General features: G+C 71.2%; 18 protein-coding genes. 7 read left to right on the forward strand and 11 right to left on the reverse strand.

Going from position 1 to position 14,368, the window contains the following annotated elements; all coding sequences use genetic code 11:
- Positions 1-105: 105 nt before the first annotated feature.
- Positions 106-642 (forward strand): hypothetical protein, encoded by a 537-nt coding sequence (locus ACGF3J_RS09680; RefSeq protein ID WP_161328696.1) that lies wholly within the window; start codon positions 106-108, stop codon positions 640-642.
- Positions 643-674: 32 nt separating this feature from the next.
- Here ACGF3J_RS09680 and ACGF3J_RS09685 read toward each other — a convergent pair whose 3' ends face one another.
- Genes ACGF3J_RS09685 through ACGF3J_RS09695 form a run of 3 tightly spaced genes read right to left on the reverse strand, consistent with a single transcriptional unit; the run spans position 675 to position 3,354 of the window.
- Positions 675-1,334, reverse strand: a complete 660-nt coding sequence (locus tag ACGF3J_RS09685; RefSeq protein WP_161328697.1) for a response regulator transcription factor — start codon at positions 1,332-1,334, stop codon at positions 675-677.
- The gene (locus ACGF3J_RS09690) at positions 1,331-2,518 is read right to left on the reverse strand and encodes a sensor histidine kinase (protein ID WP_393853806.1); all 1,188 of its coding nucleotides are present in this window, start codon (positions 2,516-2,518) and stop codon (positions 1,331-1,333) included. Before ACGF3J_RS09690 ends, ACGF3J_RS09685 begins: the two co-directional genes overlap by 4 nt.
- A complete protein-coding gene (locus ACGF3J_RS09695) occupies positions 2,515-3,354 on the reverse strand; it encodes a CPBP family intramembrane glutamic endopeptidase (protein WP_393853807.1) in 840 nt (279 codons plus the stop codon). The genes ACGF3J_RS09690 and ACGF3J_RS09695 overlap by 4 nt, the downstream gene beginning before the upstream one ends.
- Before the next feature lie 163 nt (positions 3,355-3,517).
- Here ACGF3J_RS09695 and mmuM point away from each other — a divergent pair, with 163 nt between their 5' ends.
- Positions 3,518-4,426: a homocysteine S-methyltransferase gene (gene mmuM, locus ACGF3J_RS09700; protein ID WP_393853808.1), complete on the forward strand. Its 909-nt coding sequence runs from the start codon at positions 3,518-3,520 to the stop codon at positions 4,424-4,426.
- An 81-nt stretch (positions 4,427-4,507) separates the two neighbouring features.
- Entirely contained in the window at positions 4,508-5,146 is a 639-nt protein-coding gene (locus ACGF3J_RS09705) for an NAD(P)-dependent oxidoreductase (RefSeq protein ID WP_393853809.1), read from the forward strand.
- Between the two features lie 104 nt (positions 5,147-5,250).
- Here ACGF3J_RS09705 and ACGF3J_RS09710 read toward each other — a convergent pair whose 3' ends face one another.
- Both ACGF3J_RS09710 and ACGF3J_RS09715 read right to left on the reverse strand, forming a co-directional pair.
- On the reverse strand, positions 5,251-5,646 hold the full coding sequence (locus ACGF3J_RS09710; protein ID WP_393853810.1) for a hypothetical protein: 396 nt from the start codon (positions 5,644-5,646) through the stop codon (positions 5,251-5,253).
- Between the two features lie 101 nt (positions 5,647-5,747).
- Positions 5,748-6,323 (reverse strand): CGNR zinc finger domain-containing protein, encoded by a 576-nt coding sequence (locus tag ACGF3J_RS09715; RefSeq protein WP_393853811.1) that lies wholly within the window; start codon positions 6,321-6,323, stop codon positions 5,748-5,750.
- An 81-nt stretch (positions 6,324-6,404) separates the two neighbouring features.
- On the opposite strand from ACGF3J_RS09715, the gene ACGF3J_RS09720 reads away from it, so the two are divergent.
- Together ACGF3J_RS09720 and ACGF3J_RS09725 are read left to right on the forward strand one after the other, a co-directional pair.
- On the forward strand, positions 6,405-7,586 hold the full coding sequence (locus ACGF3J_RS09720) for an epoxide hydrolase family protein (RefSeq protein WP_393853812.1): 1,182 nt from the start codon (positions 6,405-6,407) through the stop codon (positions 7,584-7,586).
- A 136-nt stretch (positions 7,587-7,722) separates the two neighbouring features.
- Positions 7,723-8,190 (forward strand): hypothetical protein, encoded by a 468-nt coding sequence (locus tag ACGF3J_RS09725; protein WP_161328706.1) that lies wholly within the window; start codon positions 7,723-7,725, stop codon positions 8,188-8,190.
- 104 nt (positions 8,191-8,294) lie between these two features.
- Here the strand turns inward: ACGF3J_RS09725 and ACGF3J_RS09730 are convergent, their stop codons facing one another.
- The gene (locus ACGF3J_RS09730; RefSeq protein WP_393853813.1) at positions 8,295-9,170 is read right to left on the reverse strand and encodes a glycosyltransferase family 2 protein; all 876 of its coding nucleotides are present in this window, start codon (positions 9,168-9,170) and stop codon (positions 8,295-8,297) included.
- A gap of 36 nt (positions 9,171-9,206) precedes the next feature.
- Positions 9,207-9,500 (reverse strand): DUF6336 family protein, encoded by a 294-nt coding sequence (locus ACGF3J_RS09735; protein WP_393853814.1) that lies wholly within the window; start codon positions 9,498-9,500, stop codon positions 9,207-9,209.
- Positions 9,501-9,607: 107 nt separating this feature from the next.
- Between ACGF3J_RS09735 and ACGF3J_RS09740 the strand changes: the two genes are divergently transcribed.
- The gene (locus tag ACGF3J_RS09740; RefSeq protein ID WP_393853815.1) at positions 9,608-10,195 is read left to right on the forward strand and encodes a DinB family protein; all 588 of its coding nucleotides are present in this window, start codon (positions 9,608-9,610) and stop codon (positions 10,193-10,195) included.
- A gap of 159 nt (positions 10,196-10,354) precedes the next feature.
- Here ACGF3J_RS09740 and ACGF3J_RS09745 read toward each other — a convergent pair whose 3' ends face one another.
- Both ACGF3J_RS09745 and ACGF3J_RS09750 read right to left on the reverse strand, forming a co-directional pair.
- The gene (locus ACGF3J_RS09745) at positions 10,355-10,570 is read right to left on the reverse strand and encodes a hypothetical protein (protein ID WP_161328709.1); all 216 of its coding nucleotides are present in this window, start codon (positions 10,568-10,570) and stop codon (positions 10,355-10,357) included.
- A gap of 130 nt (positions 10,571-10,700) precedes the next feature.
- Positions 10,701-11,981 carry an acyl-CoA thioesterase/bile acid-CoA:amino acid N-acyltransferase family protein gene (locus ACGF3J_RS09750; protein WP_161328710.1) on the reverse strand — a complete coding sequence of 427 codons (1,281 nt, stop codon included), beginning with the start codon at positions 11,979-11,981 and terminating at the stop codon, positions 10,701-10,703.
- Between the two features lie 286 nt (positions 11,982-12,267).
- Between ACGF3J_RS09750 and ACGF3J_RS09755 the strand changes: the two genes are divergently transcribed.
- Positions 12,268-13,158, forward strand: a complete 891-nt coding sequence (locus ACGF3J_RS09755; protein WP_161328711.1) for a S1 family peptidase — start codon at positions 12,268-12,270, stop codon at positions 13,156-13,158.
- Positions 13,159-13,327: 169 nt separating this feature from the next.
- On the opposite strand, the gene ACGF3J_RS09760 is transcribed toward ACGF3J_RS09755, so the two are convergent.
- Positions 13,328-13,456: an LPFR motif small protein gene (locus ACGF3J_RS09760; protein WP_260474199.1), complete on the reverse strand. Its 129-nt coding sequence runs from the start codon at positions 13,454-13,456 to the stop codon at positions 13,328-13,330.
- Between the two features lie 178 nt (positions 13,457-13,634).
- On the reverse strand, positions 13,635-14,282 hold the full coding sequence (locus ACGF3J_RS09765) for a TetR/AcrR family transcriptional regulator (RefSeq protein WP_161328727.1): 648 nt from the start codon (positions 14,280-14,282) through the stop codon (positions 13,635-13,637).
- Between the last annotated feature and the right edge of the window lie 86 nt (positions 14,283-14,368).

A 14,368-nucleotide genomic window follows, 5' to 3' on the forward strand; every position in this document is an offset into this window, starting at 1 on the left:
TGGGCCGGTTGCTTCGGTGGCCGCCGAAGTGTCCGGGGGCGGCGGGCGGGTATCCGGACGGACACGTGACGTCACCCCCCTGATCCGGATTACCGAGAGGTAGACATGAAGAGACGCGAGCGACGCGACGGGGCCCTGGAGCGGGACTGGCGGGACAGGTTGTCGGTGATCGGCCTGGCCGCGCTGGCCGTGGGCGTGGTGGTCCGGCTGGCCGCGAACGGGCTCGACTCGTGGCCGTGGGCGGTGATCAGCGCCGGCCTGATGAGTGTCTGGGTCGTGTTCCTGGTGCGCCGCCGTCGACGCCACGATGCCCGGGACACCGGTGCCGAAGCCGCGGACGTGCCCGCCATGGAGCGGCGGATCCTCAAGGGTGGCGAGCCGCCCGAGGACCCGGACCGGCGCCGGGAGATGGCCGCGCTCGTGGACTCCCGTCAGCGGCGGCTGCGGCGCAATCGCTGGTGGGCGTTCCCCATGCTGGCCCTCATCTTCTTCGGTACGTCCGTCCTGTGGTTCGCGGCCGGTTCCATGACCGCCGGGAGCCTGACCCTCGCCCTCGCGGTGGCCTTCATGGGCTGGCTGACCTGGTTCAACCTCCGCTTCGACCGGCGCCTGACGCAGATGCGCCACCGGCTGCGGACCTGAATCCCCCGGGCCGGTGGGCCTGAATCCGTGCGTCAGGTCACCAGCCCGTGGCGGTAGGCGAACACCACCGCCTGGACACGGTCACGCAGGTCCAGTTTGGTGAGGATGCGGGAGACGAAGGTCTTGACCGTCTCGGGGCTGATCACCAGGGCCGCGGCGATCTCGCTGTTGGAGAGGCCGTCCGCGATCAGGCGCAGCACCTCCGTCTCGCGGGGCGTGAGGGGGAGGTTCTCGGCGGGGCCGCCGACGGGCCGGATGCGGGCGGCGTACCGGCCGACGAGGCGGCGCGTCACATCGGGGTCGAGGAGCGCCGCGCCCATGGCCACGGTCCGGATGCCGTGCAGCAGGCGGTCCGGCGGCGCGTCCTTGAGCAGGAACCCGCTCGCGCCCGCGCGCAGCGCCTCGTAGACGTACTCGTCGAGGTTGAACGTCGTCACCACGAGGACCTTGACGGGACGCTCCACCCCCGCGCCCGCCAGCCGCCGGGTGGCCTCGATGCCGTCCATGACCGGCATCCGTACGTCCATGACGACCACGTCCGGCCGTACTTCGGCGGCCAGGTCGACGGCGGCCTGGCCGTCGCCGCACTCGCCCGCCACCTCCAGGTCGGGCTGGGCGTCGACGATCGTCGCCAGGCCGGCGCGGATCATCACCTGGTCGTCGCAGATCAGCACGCGTACCGGGGCGCTCATGACGGACTTCCCGCGGGGATACGGGCCTGGACGACGAAGCCTCCGCCCTCCGGGCGGTCCGTGCTGAAGTCGCCGCCGAGGACGTCGACCCGTTCCCGCAGTCCGGCCAGGCCGCGCCCGCTGCCGCCGGGGGACGCGGCGCCCGAGCCGGTGCCGTCCGTGCCGACTCGCACGGTGATCTCCCTTTCGCCGTGGTGGACCAGGACCGAGGTCCGTCCGCCGTGGTCGTACTTGAGCGCGTTCGTCAGGGCCTCCTGGACGACGCGGTAGGCCACGAGGTCGGCGCTGCCGGTCGAGGCCGCCGGAGTGCCCTCCTCGGTGAACTCCACGGGCTGGCCGGCCCGTCGGGTCTGCTCCACCAGTGTGAGCACCCGGCCGACGGGCGGGGTCCTGGGCTCGGCGTTCCGGTCGGTGCCGTGGTCCGGGTTGAGCAGGTCGAGCAGGTGCCGCAGGTCGGTGATGGCCCGGCGGCCGGTGTCGCTGACCGCGGCCAGCGTCTGGTCGAGCCGGTCGGGCGCGGCGGTCAGGTACCGGGCGGCCTCGGACTGGACGACCATCGCCGTGACGTGGTGGGTGACGACGTCGTGGAGTTCGCGGGCGATGCGGGTGCGCTCGGCGTTGCGGGCGTCCTCGGCGACCCGCCCCCGCCGTTCGGCCTCCGCGGCCCGGGCGGAGCGCATCCAGGTGCCGATGCCCCAGGCGAGGCCGAGCGCCAGGTAGAACGTGACGAACTCGGCGACCGGGTCGCCCGGTCCGCGCCGGTGCAGCTCGACCGAGAGCGCGACGAACGCCACGGAGGCGAGGGCGAGGGTCGCGCGCCGGTACCGCTCCAGATACGAACCGGCGCTCAGCAGCGCGATGGGCAGCGCGGTACCGGCGAAGAGGTGGTAGCCGCGGATCTGGTCGAGGGCGAAGCCGATCGACACCAGGGCGAGGCAGAGGTGCGGCCACCGTCGGCGCACGGCGAGCGGCAGGCACTGGAGGACGGCGGCGGCACCGGCGAGCAGGTCGGCGGAGCGGGTGGGCAGACCGCCGATCTCGGTGCCGTTGCCCCGCAGCGCCGGCAGCAGGGACGCGATCAGGAGGAGCACTCCGAGCGGCAGGTCCCGGACGGTCACGTCGAGGCGCCGCCACCGCTTGGACATCCCCGGCATCAAGTCCGGCATCCCTCGGCGAGCGGTCATCGGGGCAGTGTAGCGGTGGAGTTGGCACGCGCCGCACGCCGAGCACCGGGCGCCACGATGTGGCCGCGCCGGTGGGCCAGCCACAGGAACACCAGGGTCAGCAGCGCCCCGAATCCGACCGCGTACACGCTGCCCTCGGGGCCGAACTCGCCGCCCGTGATCAGCTTCGGGCCGTCCGTCGCGGCGTCCAGCAGTCCCTGGTTGGAACCGTTGCCGGAGACCTCGGTGCTGAAGACGCCGGCCGCGGCGAAGTTCCAGCCGAAGTGCACGCCGATGGTCAGCCAGAGGCTGCGGGTGGCGGCGTAGGCGGCGGCGAGCATGAAGCCGGCCTCGATGGAGATGGCGAGGGCGCCCCACACGGTCGCGTGCTCGTTGAGCAGGTGCGAGAGGCCGAACACGAGGCCGGTCAGGACCAGCGCGACGTACGTGCCGACGTGTTCCTCGACGATGCGGAACAGGACGCCGCGGTACACCACTTCCTCCATCGCGGCGGCGGCCGCCATGAAGCCGACCAGGCCCAGGGCGCCCTCCACCGAGCCCAGGCCGTCGACCTCGTAGTACCCGGAGGAGAAGAGGTTCACGATGACGGCGCCGAACATCCCGGCGCCGATCAGCGTTCCCCAGCCGGCCTTGACCGCGGCGCCCTCCCGGGCCACGTCCAGGGCCTGCCGGCGCTCGGTCCGCCGGACCACCCACGCGTACACGAGGACCGCCAGTGCGGCCGCCGTGAGACCGACGACGAGCGTCAGCCAGTCGTTCTCCTTCACGGCGTTGACCGCGTTTCCGCCTATGGCGTACATCGCCAGGACGGCCAGGAACTGCCAGACGAACCTCACGGGGACTCCTTCGTCGGAGGCCCGCGACCGGGGCGTCCCGGGCCGATCAGGACGCTACGGATCCGGCGGCGGGAGATCGTCACCTCAGGGTGGACACCTGGCCGTAGCTCGCACGGGGGACAAGACCGCGGGCCCGCCGCCGGGGCGGGCATAGCCTCGTGCCATGACCAGCGATTTCGCCGCCGCCCTCGCCTCCGGCCGCCCGCTCGTGCTCGACGGCGGGATGTCCAACCAACTGGAGGCCGCCGGGCACGATCTGAGCGACGAGCTGTGGTCGGCGCGGCTCCTCGCCGAGGCGCCCGGCGCGATCACCGAGGCGCACCTCGCGTACTACGAGGCGGGCGCCGACGTCGCCATCACGGCCAGTTACCAGGCGACCTTCGAGGCGTTCGCCCGGCGGGGCATCGGTCCCGAGCGCTCGGCCGAACTGATCGCCCTCAGCGTCGGCTTGGCCAGAAAGGCCGCGCGCCGGGCCCGCACGGACCGCCCGTTGTGGGTGGCGGCCTCCGTCGGCCCGTACGGCGCCATGCTCGCGGACGGCTCGGAGTACCGCGGCCGGTACGGACTCACCCCAAAGGCTCTGGAACGCTTCCACCGGCCCCGGCTGGAGGTTCTGGCCGCCGCCCGGCCCGACGTCCTCGCACTGGAGACGGTCCCCGACGCCGACGAGGCGGTCGCGCTGCTGCGGGCGGTGCGCGGACTGGGCGTCCCCGCCTGGCTGTCGTACACGGTCACGGGCGGCCGCACCCGCGCCGGGCAGCCGCTGGAGGAGGCGTTCGCCCTGGCCGCCGACGCGGACGAGGTGATCGCGGTCGGCGTCAACTGCTGCGCCCCCGAGGACGTGCCGGACGCCGTCGAGACCGCCGCCCGGGTCACCGGCAAGCCGGTCGTGGCCTACCCCAACAGCGGGGAGACCTGGGACGCGGTGGCCCGGTCCTGGCGGGGACGTTCCTCCTTCACCCCGGAGCGGGTACGGGCCTGGCGGGCGTCCGGCGCCCGGCTGGTCGGCGGCTGCTGCCGGGTGGGACCGGGCACGATCAGGTCGATCGCGTCGGCGCCGGCAGGATGGTGAGGGCTGCGCCCTGCCTCCTGGCCGTCGCGGCCGGCCGGAAGTGAACCGATCGGCGTCTTTGACCGGAAGGACAGGAACTCCATGCAACTCACCGTCTTCGGTGCCACCGGTGGCACCGGCCGTCTCGTCGTCGAGCAGGCCCTGAACGCGGGCCACCAGGTACGCGCCGTCGTCCGAACTCCGGGCAGACTCACCCTGGACCACGAGAACCTGCACGTCCTCCAAGCCGACGTGTTCGAACCGGCGATGCTGGGTCCTGCGCTGGACGGCGCCGACGCCGTGATCTCGGCACTCGGCGCGAGGGATCGTAAGCGCACCGGCCGGGTCTGCGAACGTGGCATCGGCTCCGTGCTGACGGCGATGGACAAGGCCGGGGTGCGGCGCGTCGTAGCGGTCAGCGCTCAGCCGGTGCTGCGCTCGGGCGAGGGCGAACCCTTCTGGTTCCACAAGACCGTGACCCCTGTCGTCCGGGCGATCTACCGGAACATCTACGCGGACCTGGCAGAGATGGAGCAGCTCTTCGCCCGGAGCGACACCGAGTGGACCATCGTCCGTCCGCCGTATCTGACCGACAAGCCGGGCACCGGCCAGTACCGCACGGCGCTGGAGGCCAACGTCGCAGGTTCGAGCCTGACCCGCGCGGACCTGGCGAAGGCTCTCCTCGACACCCTGACCGAACGGTCCACGATCCGTCACGCACTCGGCGTGGCGGGAGCCTGAGGACGCCCACGCCTTCCTGAGGTCACCGGACGCCCCTCCAGGCGTGCGCGTCCGCGATGGTGCCCGGCACCGGGTGGGCGGCGGCGATCACCGGACTGCTTGGCTCAGCTGTTGTTCAAGGCCGTGAGTACGTAATCCAGCTCGTTCGGCATCACGGCGACAAGAAGGGGCCCCTCGGGAGAGCTGCACTCAACGATCCTGGAGCCACCGTTGATCTTCAGTGCCTCGCGCCAGGACGGTGACCGCACGCCGACCTGCCGCAGCCCCTCCGGGAGGGACACCGCCGCCCCGGCTTTGGTCCGTGGCTCCCAAGCCGATCCAGAGGGGCCTGTCACCAGGCGCTCCCGGAGCCATCGCCCCTCGACCGAAGGGTGCCGGAGCAGACAGGGAATCTTGATCACATCTCCCTGAGCGGCACTGTCTGCCCGCTGCTTCACTCTGCGACGGAAAAGCCACGCAGTCACCCCTGCCACCGACAGCGCAACCACCAGTTCGATCACTGGAGCATTCAAGCAGCGCAGAACCTGAGTGCCCAGCCCTTCCCTTCAGAAGCTGCGAACCCGCCGGTTCCGGGACGGGATTGAGGAGCGGCGCGCCCGGGTCACTCCGCCGGCCCGGCGCTCTTCCGCTGGTTGGCGTGGAAACGCGCCTTCTTCTGCCGATTCCCGCACGTGTTCATGTCACACCACTTGCGGGTGCGGCTCTGGCTGGTGTCGAAGAAGGCGGCTCGGCAGGTGGGTGACGCGCACAGGGCCAGTCTTCCGTCCCGTTCGCCCGCGATGACGCTGATCGCGTCGGCGGCGATCACGCTGAGGGCGTCCTCCACGCGGGAGGCCGGGCTGAGCCGCCATCGCCGCTCGCCCTCGGGCGTCAGGACCGCCGCGGCCCGGCCCCGAGCGCTGCGGTCGTTGATGACGTGGACGGCGGACGCGGGGAGCGCGTCATGGAGCGCGGCAGCCGTCGCGGCGGCGTGGATCGACTCCCTCAGTTCCCAGGCGAGGTCGAGCTGGGCGGCGGTGCAGGAGTCCACGGCGAGGTCGTACACCGCCAGCCAGTCGACGAGTCGCTGCGGCGTGGGAATGCGCTCCACGGCGTCGCCATGACGCTCCGACAGGGTCCCCGTGAAGCTGGTGGCCAGCACCTTGCCGAGGCGGAAGTCAGGGAACGCAGCAGGCATGGAACCACCTTAGCCGGTTGCGGCGCGGCTCGGAGACTGTTAGAACCGTCTTAGCCGGTTCCGCGATGGCCAGGAGGTCTCATGTCCCGTCCAGACAGCGACGTGCGAGCGTTCGAAGCCCACGCGACCGACGCCGAACTCGACGATCTGCGCGCGCGACTGGCCGCGGCGCGGCTGCCGGAGGCCGAGACGGTCCGGCGCGCCGCGCCCGGTCCCGGCCGATGGGACCAGGGCGTGCCGCTCGCCGACCTCGTCGATGTCGTGGACTACTGGCGCACCGGGTACGACTGGCGGTCGTTCGAGGCCCGCCTCAACCGCGTCGGCCAGTTCCGCACGACCATCGAGGGCCTGGGAATCCACTTCCTGCACCGCCGCTCGGCGCGCGCGGACGCCACTCCCCTGCTCATGACGCACGGCTGGCCGGGCAGCATCGCCGAGTTCATCGATGTGGTGGACGAGTTGGCGGATCCACAGGACGCGGACGCGCCGGCGTTCCACGTCGTCGCCCCGTCGCTGCCGGGCTTCGGCTACAGCGACAAACCGGCCACCACCGGGTGGGGAACCGAGAAGATCGCGGCCGCGTGGGTGGAGTTGATGGGAAGGCTCGGCTACGGCGAGTTCGCGGCCCACGGCGGCGACTGGGGCGGCAACATCACCACGGTCCTCGGCGGCAGGTTCCCGGCGCACGTCCTCGGCATCCACAGCACGTTCGCGCAGGCACCCCCCGGTGTGACCACGGACGGCCTGACGGCGGTCGAACGCAGGTGGACCGAGGAGACAGCCCACTTCTGGCGCCACCGCGCGGCGTACGCGAAACAGCAGGCGACCCGGCCCCAGACCATCGGCTACTCCCTCGTGGACTCACCGGTGGGGCTTCTCGCCTGGATCCTGGACAAGTTCGCCGAGTGGTCGGACACGGAGGACAGCCCGTTCGAGAGGATCTCCAAGGACCGCATCCTCGACAACGTGACGCTGTACTGGCTGACACACACCGGCGCGTCGGCGGCCCGCATCTACTACGAGAGCCACAACTCACTGGACCCCGAACTCCGGGTCGACGTCCCGTCGGCGATCAGCATGTACCCCCGCGACATCGAGAAGTGCCCACGCCCCTGGGCACAGGAGCGGTACCGGCAGATCGTCCGCTGGAGCGCACCCGAAGCCGGGGGCCACTTCCCGTCGCTGGAGGTGCCCGCGTACTTCGTACAGGACCTCCGGGAGGGCCTCGCGGCAGTGCTGACTGCCACAAGCCGGCGTCATTGACCGCAGTAGACCGATCTACGAACTGCTCGTTTGAGCAACGGTGCGCGCCTTGGACGGGCGATTCTCAGGCGCCGGAGTGTCCCCGGCCTCGTAATCTCGGTGTCGAAGGGCTCGCCGAGTGAGGTAGAAGGACGGCATGGCCACCGCAGAACTTCAGCAGACGCTGAATGAGACCCTCGAACACTTTGTCGTGCACCACGGGTACACCCCCTACATGCGTGACTACGAGGTCGTATTCCAGGTGTGGAACGGCCCGCAGCGTCCGCTGACCTACCTGCGGTATCTCTTCCGGCACTGCGTCGAGGCCCGGTGCGAGACGTTCCTGGACACGGGAACCTGGCAGGCGTCCCTGGACGACCGTCTCCTCGACCGGGACACCGCCGACCCCGACCTCGGCGGGTACGTCTGGGGCGCGAAGTACCACGAGATGTACGGAGCCGAGCTCCGTCCCGAATCGGAGGCTGCCCGCCGTTGGTCGAAGGCTGTCGGGATCGACTTCCATGAGGTTCACATCGAGACCAACGCGCACGAGCTGACCCTGCTCTTCTCGGACCTTGAGGTAGGTGAGGTCACGGTCGGATACGCACCCTTCGTCGTGGACTGAGAACCAAGGTGCGATTCAAGTCCGTCCCAGAGAAGATCCGTTTCCTCCCAGACCGGGCCGTGCAGGACCCTCAAAGAGCCGACATCCTCGCAGCCGAACAAGTCCTAGATCACCGGCGGGCGACCCAGGCGCGTCATCCGTGCCACGGTCGCCCACCGCATCGGCCGTCGCGGCCCGCCCGACGCGCGCACCCCCTCGGCGAAGCCGCCCGCCCAGGCCCGCAGGCCGCCCCACGAGCGCGTGCGCGCCACCGTCAGCAGGGTCCACACCCCGAGGTAGGCCGGAACCAGCGGTGCGGGCAGATGCCGTTTGGCCAGCCACACCCGGTTGCGGGCCGTCATCCGGTGGTAGACCGCGTGCCGGGCCGGTGACGTCCGGGGATGCTGGAGCAGCAGCGACGGCTCGTAGACCACCCGCCACCCGTCATCCAGCGCCCGCCACGCAAGATCGGTCTCCTCATGGGCGAAGAAGAACGCGTCCGGCCAGGTGCCGGTCCGCTCCAGCATCCGCATCGACAGCGCGTGTCCGCCGCCCAGGAACGTGGTCACCTCACCGGCGCGCAGCGGGTCCTTCGACCGCAGCCGCGGCACATGCCGCCGCTGCGTACGGCCCTGCTCGTCGGCGATCCGGAACGACACGATTCCCAGCCGCTCATCCGCCCCGTACATCGCGGCCAGCTTCTCGAACACGTCCGTGTGTACGAGCAGTCCGTCGTCGTCCAGGTCGACCACGACGTCCACGTCACCCCGTGCCCGCAGGTGCTCGATCGCCACGTTCCGGCCGCCGGACACCCCCAGGTTCTCCTCCAGCTCCACCCCGTCGACACCCACGGGCAGCTCCGGCAGCGCACTGCCGTTGCCGACCACCACGATCCGCGCGGCCGGCAGTGTCTGCCTGGCCACCGACGCCAGCAGGGCCTGCAACTCGGCGGGCCGGTTGCCCATGGTCAGGATGGCGATCCCCAGGCGTGCACGACTCACAGGTGAACTCCGATCGGATCTCCGGAGCGACGCAGCCTATCGGCCCGCCCTCCCCGCTCCACGCGACACGCACGGGAGCCCCGGCCACGAGACGTTCCGGAGGACGGCGGAAGGCTTCACTGGCCCACCAGCGATCACGAGGAGGATCCCGCCGAAGAGGCCGAGACCGCCGACGAGTGCGAGGAAGTCTTCGCGGTCGCCGTGGTCTGCGATGCTCACGGTCGTCACCCCGAGCAGTACGACGCCCGGCAGGCCTAGAAGACCACCTCGTCGCGCCACCTCCACGGGCCGCAACCGCGGGGATGACACTCCGTCTTCGTCCAACGCCATGAACGGCACCGCAGCAGGGCCCGTGCGGCGGATCACCGCGCGGTGGGGCGTCAGGTCATGGGGGAACTTGGTGACGCCACGCGCAGCCCATGGCAGGCTCGTGCCGCATGATCGATGAATTCGCGAAACGCAATCTGCACGGCAGACTGCGGCGGGACCGCGCGGCGCTGCTCTGGAAACTCGACGGCTTGTCCGAGTACGACGCCCGCCGTCCCCTGACCGCGACCGGGACCAATCTCCTCGGTCTGGTCAAGCACGTGGCCACCGTCGAGGCCAGGTACTTCGGCGAGGTCTTCGACCGCCCCTATCCGGAACCGCTGCCCCGGTGGCAGGACCACGACGGCGGCGATCAGTGGGCGGCCGAGGGCGAGACCCGCGATCAGATCATCGGGTTCTACCGGCGCACGTGGGAACACTCGGACGCGACGATCAGCGAGCTTCCCCTCGACGCCCCCGGCCACGTGCCGTGGTGGCGGGAGCCGGCTCCCAACACGAACCTTTTCGCCGTCATGGTCCATGTCCTCGGCGAGACCATCCGGCATGCCGGGCACGCCGACATCCTGCGCGAGGGCCTCGACGGCCGGACCGGGATGCGTGCCGAGCACGAGCAGCGGATCGACGATGAGGCCCGCGCGGCCTACTGCGCGAAGATCGAGCAGGCTGCCAGAGGGGCGCGGGGCGCTGACCGGGGCTGAGGGCCGGGCCGGGAAGCAAGGCCGTCGTACGAGTTCGTACTGGAGTCACGGTGAAGCCGCGCGTGGTCTTGCGGAGACGCCTCGCCCTGCGCAGCACGGCGCACCGCCGCGGGCCCCGGGGCTGGACGGACGGGCCGGCCGCTGTCACGCGGGGGCGTGTCAGGCCGCGGAGGGCAGGGGTTCCGCCTCGTTCCCGTGTGTGTCCGAGGGGGCCGTGGGGGCGGGGGCGACGACGAGGAAGGCGTCGGCGGCGAGGTCCATGACAACCTCGGCGGTCCGGCCCTGCACGCGTAGGTGCGACGCGAATTCCTCGGCCGGCCAGGAGCCGCGGGGCGAGCCCGCGGGGAACGTCTTCAACACCAGGCCATGCGTCATCGCGGCACCTCCGCACGTGGATTCGGCACAGCCACCCACTGACCCGGACGGTTGGCTGTCTTGTCCTGCGCATGCCCCCGATCCGGGTGCCGCACGCCCCCGGAATCGCGCGCGGGCGACCCCGGTTTGTTCACCGGCCGATCAGCTCCAGGATGCGCGGCCAGCTGTCCGCCTTCGCCCGGGCGTCGGCGGCCTGCGTGCCGCCCAGATCCGTCCACCGTTTCGCCGACGGGTCGTAGATGTACTTTCCCGCGGCGCGGTACGGCGCGCCCATGACGCCGTGTCCGGCCTCGTCGTACATCAGGGCGCGGTGGCGGACGCCGGCGGCGTTGGTGCGCCGGGCGATGCTCTCGGCCGCCGGTCCCGCGAGCCACAGCCGGTCCTTCCTTCCGGCCACCGCCAGGACCGTGCCGCGCACGTGGTCCAGCGGGATCTCGTCGAGCAGGACGGGTCTGCCGTCGCGCGTCCAGCTCGCTTTCTCCGCGTCCGAGCCTGCCTTCGGCCAGTAGGTCCGGGTACCGGGTGCGACCGCCACGGCGTCCCGGACCAGCCCGGGGTGGTACTGAGCGAGGAGCTGCGCCGCCTCGCTGCCGCGCGAGCCGCCCATGACGGCGAGCCGGTCGGGTGCCGCGCCGGGCAGGTCCGTCAGCAGCCGGGCGGCCCGCACGAAGTACTCCAGCTCGATGTCGCGCAGCTGCGAGGGGCGCCCCTCGCAGCCGAAGTAGCAGAGGGAGAGCGCCGGGTGGCCCCGGGAGGCCAGCATCGCGGCCTCCAGGTCGAGACCGCGGCCGCCCTCGGAGCCGCCGAACAGGAGGACCGGTGCCGCGCGGGGCGCGGCGTCGCGGGGCAGGAACAGGGCGCCGTCCAGCCCGTCGTCGGCGACGGTTAGGGTCCGGTGCCGCACTCCCTCTGCGCGTAGCCGGCGCGTGAGGGTCCGGTGGGCTATCTCCCGCTGCCCGGCGCGCACGGCGATCCGTACGTCGTAGGAAGCCGCGCGCAGGGGGCTCCGCGGAGCGAACCAGCTCTCGTCCGCCTCTCCCCTGCGCGGCCGCATCGACCAGAAGAGGCCCATGCCGTCAGCCCGGTCGTACGTGCCCGAATTGGGCTTGTGCCGTGTGAGGTCCACGTCGCCCCCGTCGTCGGCGGTGAACCGGCCCTGCGCAGACCAGCTCAGCCCATCGCGATCGACGGCGCTGGAGGCGACCGTCACCTCCTCGCCGGGCCGCAGGCCGCCCACCCGTATGCGCAGCGGTTCGTCCGCGAGGGCCGAGGGGCGGTCCACCTCGATGCGTGCGTGGGCGCTCGGTTCCGGTTCGGTCTCCGAGGTGCACGCAGTGGCCGGCAGGAGCGTCAGCAGGGCGACGCAGACCGCCGCGAAGGCCCGGTTTTTCCGTTTCGCGCCAGTGCCCATCCTGCCCCCGCCGTTTCGAGTGCGTACCGCCCGCCCGAGACTTCCACACTCGTCCCGTACGCGTGAACGCTGCTCAACAGCCCATTTTGTTTGTTCGAGTCGCCCGACTGCCCCTCTCCGGCGCCATCTTGGGACCGGGGTCTTGCGCAGACGGGCCGCTCTACCCAGCATGGGTGCAAGCGCTTGTCAGGGTCACGCCAGTGATTTCAGTGTGCTCCTGATGACATGTCACGGGGCGTCCACCCAACGCCCTCTCCCCGGTTCCCCACAACCTGGAGGATTCACAGTGCGACTCTCCCACCCCCACAGCCTTCCGAGACGCGCACGGCTCATCGCCATGGCGACCGGCCTCGCGGCCGCCGCGGCCCTGGTGGTTCCCGCCGCCACGGCGTCGGCCCAGCCGGCCCCTCAGACGTTCAGCGCCGCCGAGCTCAAGCAGACGCACGACGCCGTGCGCACCGCCGACGTCGGCGGCACCGCGTGGTACACCGACACCAAGTCGGACAAGGTCGTCGTCACGGTCGACAGCACGGTCAGCAAGGCTGAGATAGCCGAGATCAGGAGCGAGGCCGGTGCGAACGCCGGCGCTCTCGTGATCAAGCAGACCCCCGGCAAGTTCTCCAAGCTCATCGCCGGCGGCGAAGCCATCACGACGGGTGGAGCCCGGTGCTCCCTCGGCTTCAACGTGCAGGACGGCGCGGGCACCAAGTTCGCACTGACCGCCGGTCACTGCACCAACATCGGCAGCTCGTGGTCGATCGGCACCACCGCCGGGTCCAGCTTCCCCGGCAACGACTACGGCATCATCCGGCACTCCAACGGCGCCGCCGCCGACGGCCGCGTCTACCTCTACAACGGCTCCTACCAGGAGATCACCGGCGCCGGAGACCCCTCGGTCGGCCAGTCCGTCCAGCGCAGCGGCAGCACCACCGGTCTGCACGGCGGTACCGTCACCGGCCTCAACGCCACCGTCAACTACGGCGCCGACGGCATAGTAAGCGGTCTGATCCAGACCAACGTCTGCGCCGAGCCCGGCGACAGCGGTGGCGCGCTCTTCTCCGGCAGCACCGCGCTCGGCCTGACCTCCGGCGGCAGCGGCAACTGCTCCTCCGGCGGCACCACGTTCTTCCAGCCGGTCACCGAGGCACTCGGCGCCTACGGCGTGAGCATCATCTGAGTCCTGCGCACAACTCGGTGGCCCATCCGCCACTTCGGCGCATCGCCCCGTCCGGTTCACCCGGAGGGGGCGATGTCCTGAGTACGGCGGGGCAGTAGCAGGCCACAGGCACGAAGGGGCGGTACGGCCGTGGGCCGTACCGCCCCTTCACAATCGCCACGCGGAGACGTCAGTGGCGTCCGTGAGCGCTCGCGGACGCGCCCCCGAAGAGCCGCGCAACGGCACGGAAGGGAAGTGTGACGACCGTGGCAATCGCTCCGCCAACGGATCGCAGAACGTCTGCAATGGCCTTCAGCATGTGGGACCTCCAAGCGGGATCTCGCTGTCTTGCATCAGGAGCCGAGCACTCCTGTCAGGCTGTGCTTACCGGTTGCCCCTCGACCGACGGCAAAAACGTGGAGACCTCACCGTGGCCCGGCGCCACGAACCACAGCTGATCAGGCCGGAGCCGACCCGCGCACGCGGTCGTGCCGGAGTCAGGTGCCGGCCTGCAGCCGCAGGCCCGCCAGTGTGAGGTCCAGCGCGGCGAGGAACTGGTCCCGGTCGTCGTGACCGGCGAACTCGTCGGCGATCTGCCGCACGAACGGGAACTCCTCGGCATCGAGCGACCGCCACGTGTCGGCGAAACGGTTGAGGTACTCCTCGCGGTCCACCTCGCCGTCGAGCAGCTCCTGCGGGATCTCCGCGCCCAGGTCGGCAGCCGTGCCGACGACGACGCCCGTGATCGCCGAGACGGCATGGAACCGTTGCCGCGACGTGAGGTCGAGGCGCAGGGTCTGCCGGCCGAGCCGCTCGTACAGACGCAGGGAGTTGCCCTGTACGTCGGTGTTGCGCATGAAGTACGCCGAAAGCCACGGCCGGTCCACGATCGCGTCGAACAGGGCGATGGCCATCGCCCGGAGGTCGGCGATGGGGTCGTCGCTCTCCGGGTGCTCCTCCACGGCGGCCAGGACCCCGCTGATCGCGTGGTCGGTGGCGCGGTCGAGGAGCTCGTCCTTGTTCTGGACGTACCAGTAGATCGTGCCGACACCGGTGCCGAGCCGGGCGGCGAGGGCGCGGAACGTCAGCGCGGGACCGCCGGCCTCGTCGAGGAGGGCCACGGCCGCGTCGAGGACGGCCTCCATGGAGTGCGAAGCGCGTCGGCGCCCGCGGGCGGGCCTCTCGGGGGCGGAGCGGGCACGTGCGGGCGGCGGTGTCATCCATCCATCCA

Source organism: Streptomyces sp. NPDC048171 (assembly GCF_043202655.1).
GTDB lineage: Bacteria > Actinomycetota > Actinomycetes > Streptomycetales > Streptomycetaceae > Streptomyces.

Excerpts from the sequence above, each read along its gene's own strand:
- ACGF3J_RS09680 (WP_161328696.1), top strand. The coding sequence starts at position 106 with ATGAAGAGACGCGAGCGACGCGACGGGGCCCTGGAGCGGGACTGGCGG.
- ACGF3J_RS09685 (WP_161328697.1), bottom strand. The coding sequence starts at position 1,334 with ATGAGCGCCCCGGTACGCGTGCTGATCTGCGACGACCAGGTGATGATC.
- ACGF3J_RS09690 (WP_393853806.1), bottom strand. The coding sequence starts at position 2,518 with ATGACCGCTCGCCGAGGGATGCCGGACTTGATGCCGGGGATGTCCAAG.
- mmuM (WP_393853808.1), top strand. The coding sequence starts at position 3,518 with ATGACCAGCGATTTCGCCGCCGCCCTCGCCTCCGGCCGCCCGCTCGTG.
- ACGF3J_RS09705 (WP_393853809.1), top strand. The coding sequence starts at position 4,508 with ATGCAACTCACCGTCTTCGGTGCCACCGGTGGCACCGGCCGTCTCGTC.
- ACGF3J_RS09715 (WP_393853811.1), bottom strand. The coding sequence starts at position 6,323 with ATGCCTGCTGCGTTCCCTGACTTCCGCCTCGGCAAGGTGCTGGCCACC.
- ACGF3J_RS09720 (WP_393853812.1), top strand. The coding sequence starts at position 6,405 with ATGTCCCGTCCAGACAGCGACGTGCGAGCGTTCGAAGCCCACGCGACC.
- ACGF3J_RS09725 (WP_161328706.1), top strand. The coding sequence starts at position 7,723 with ATGGCCACCGCAGAACTTCAGCAGACGCTGAATGAGACCCTCGAACAC.
- ACGF3J_RS09735 (WP_393853814.1), bottom strand. The coding sequence starts at position 9,500 with ATGGCGTTGGACGAAGACGGAGTGTCATCCCCGCGGTTGCGGCCCGTG.
- ACGF3J_RS09740 (WP_393853815.1), top strand. The coding sequence starts at position 9,608 with ATGATCGATGAATTCGCGAAACGCAATCTGCACGGCAGACTGCGGCGG.
- ACGF3J_RS09745 (WP_161328709.1), bottom strand. The coding sequence starts at position 10,570 with ATGACGCATGGCCTGGTGTTGAAGACGTTCCCCGCGGGCTCGCCCCGC.
- ACGF3J_RS09750 (WP_161328710.1), bottom strand. The coding sequence starts at position 11,981 with ATGGGCACTGGCGCGAAACGGAAAAACCGGGCCTTCGCGGCGGTCTGC.
- ACGF3J_RS09760 (WP_260474199.1), bottom strand. The coding sequence starts at position 13,456 with ATGCTGAAGGCCATTGCAGACGTTCTGCGATCCGTTGGCGGAGCGATT.
- ACGF3J_RS09765 (WP_161328727.1), bottom strand. The coding sequence starts at position 14,282 with ATGGAGGCCGTCCTCGACGCGGCCGTGGCCCTCCTCGACGAGGCCGGC.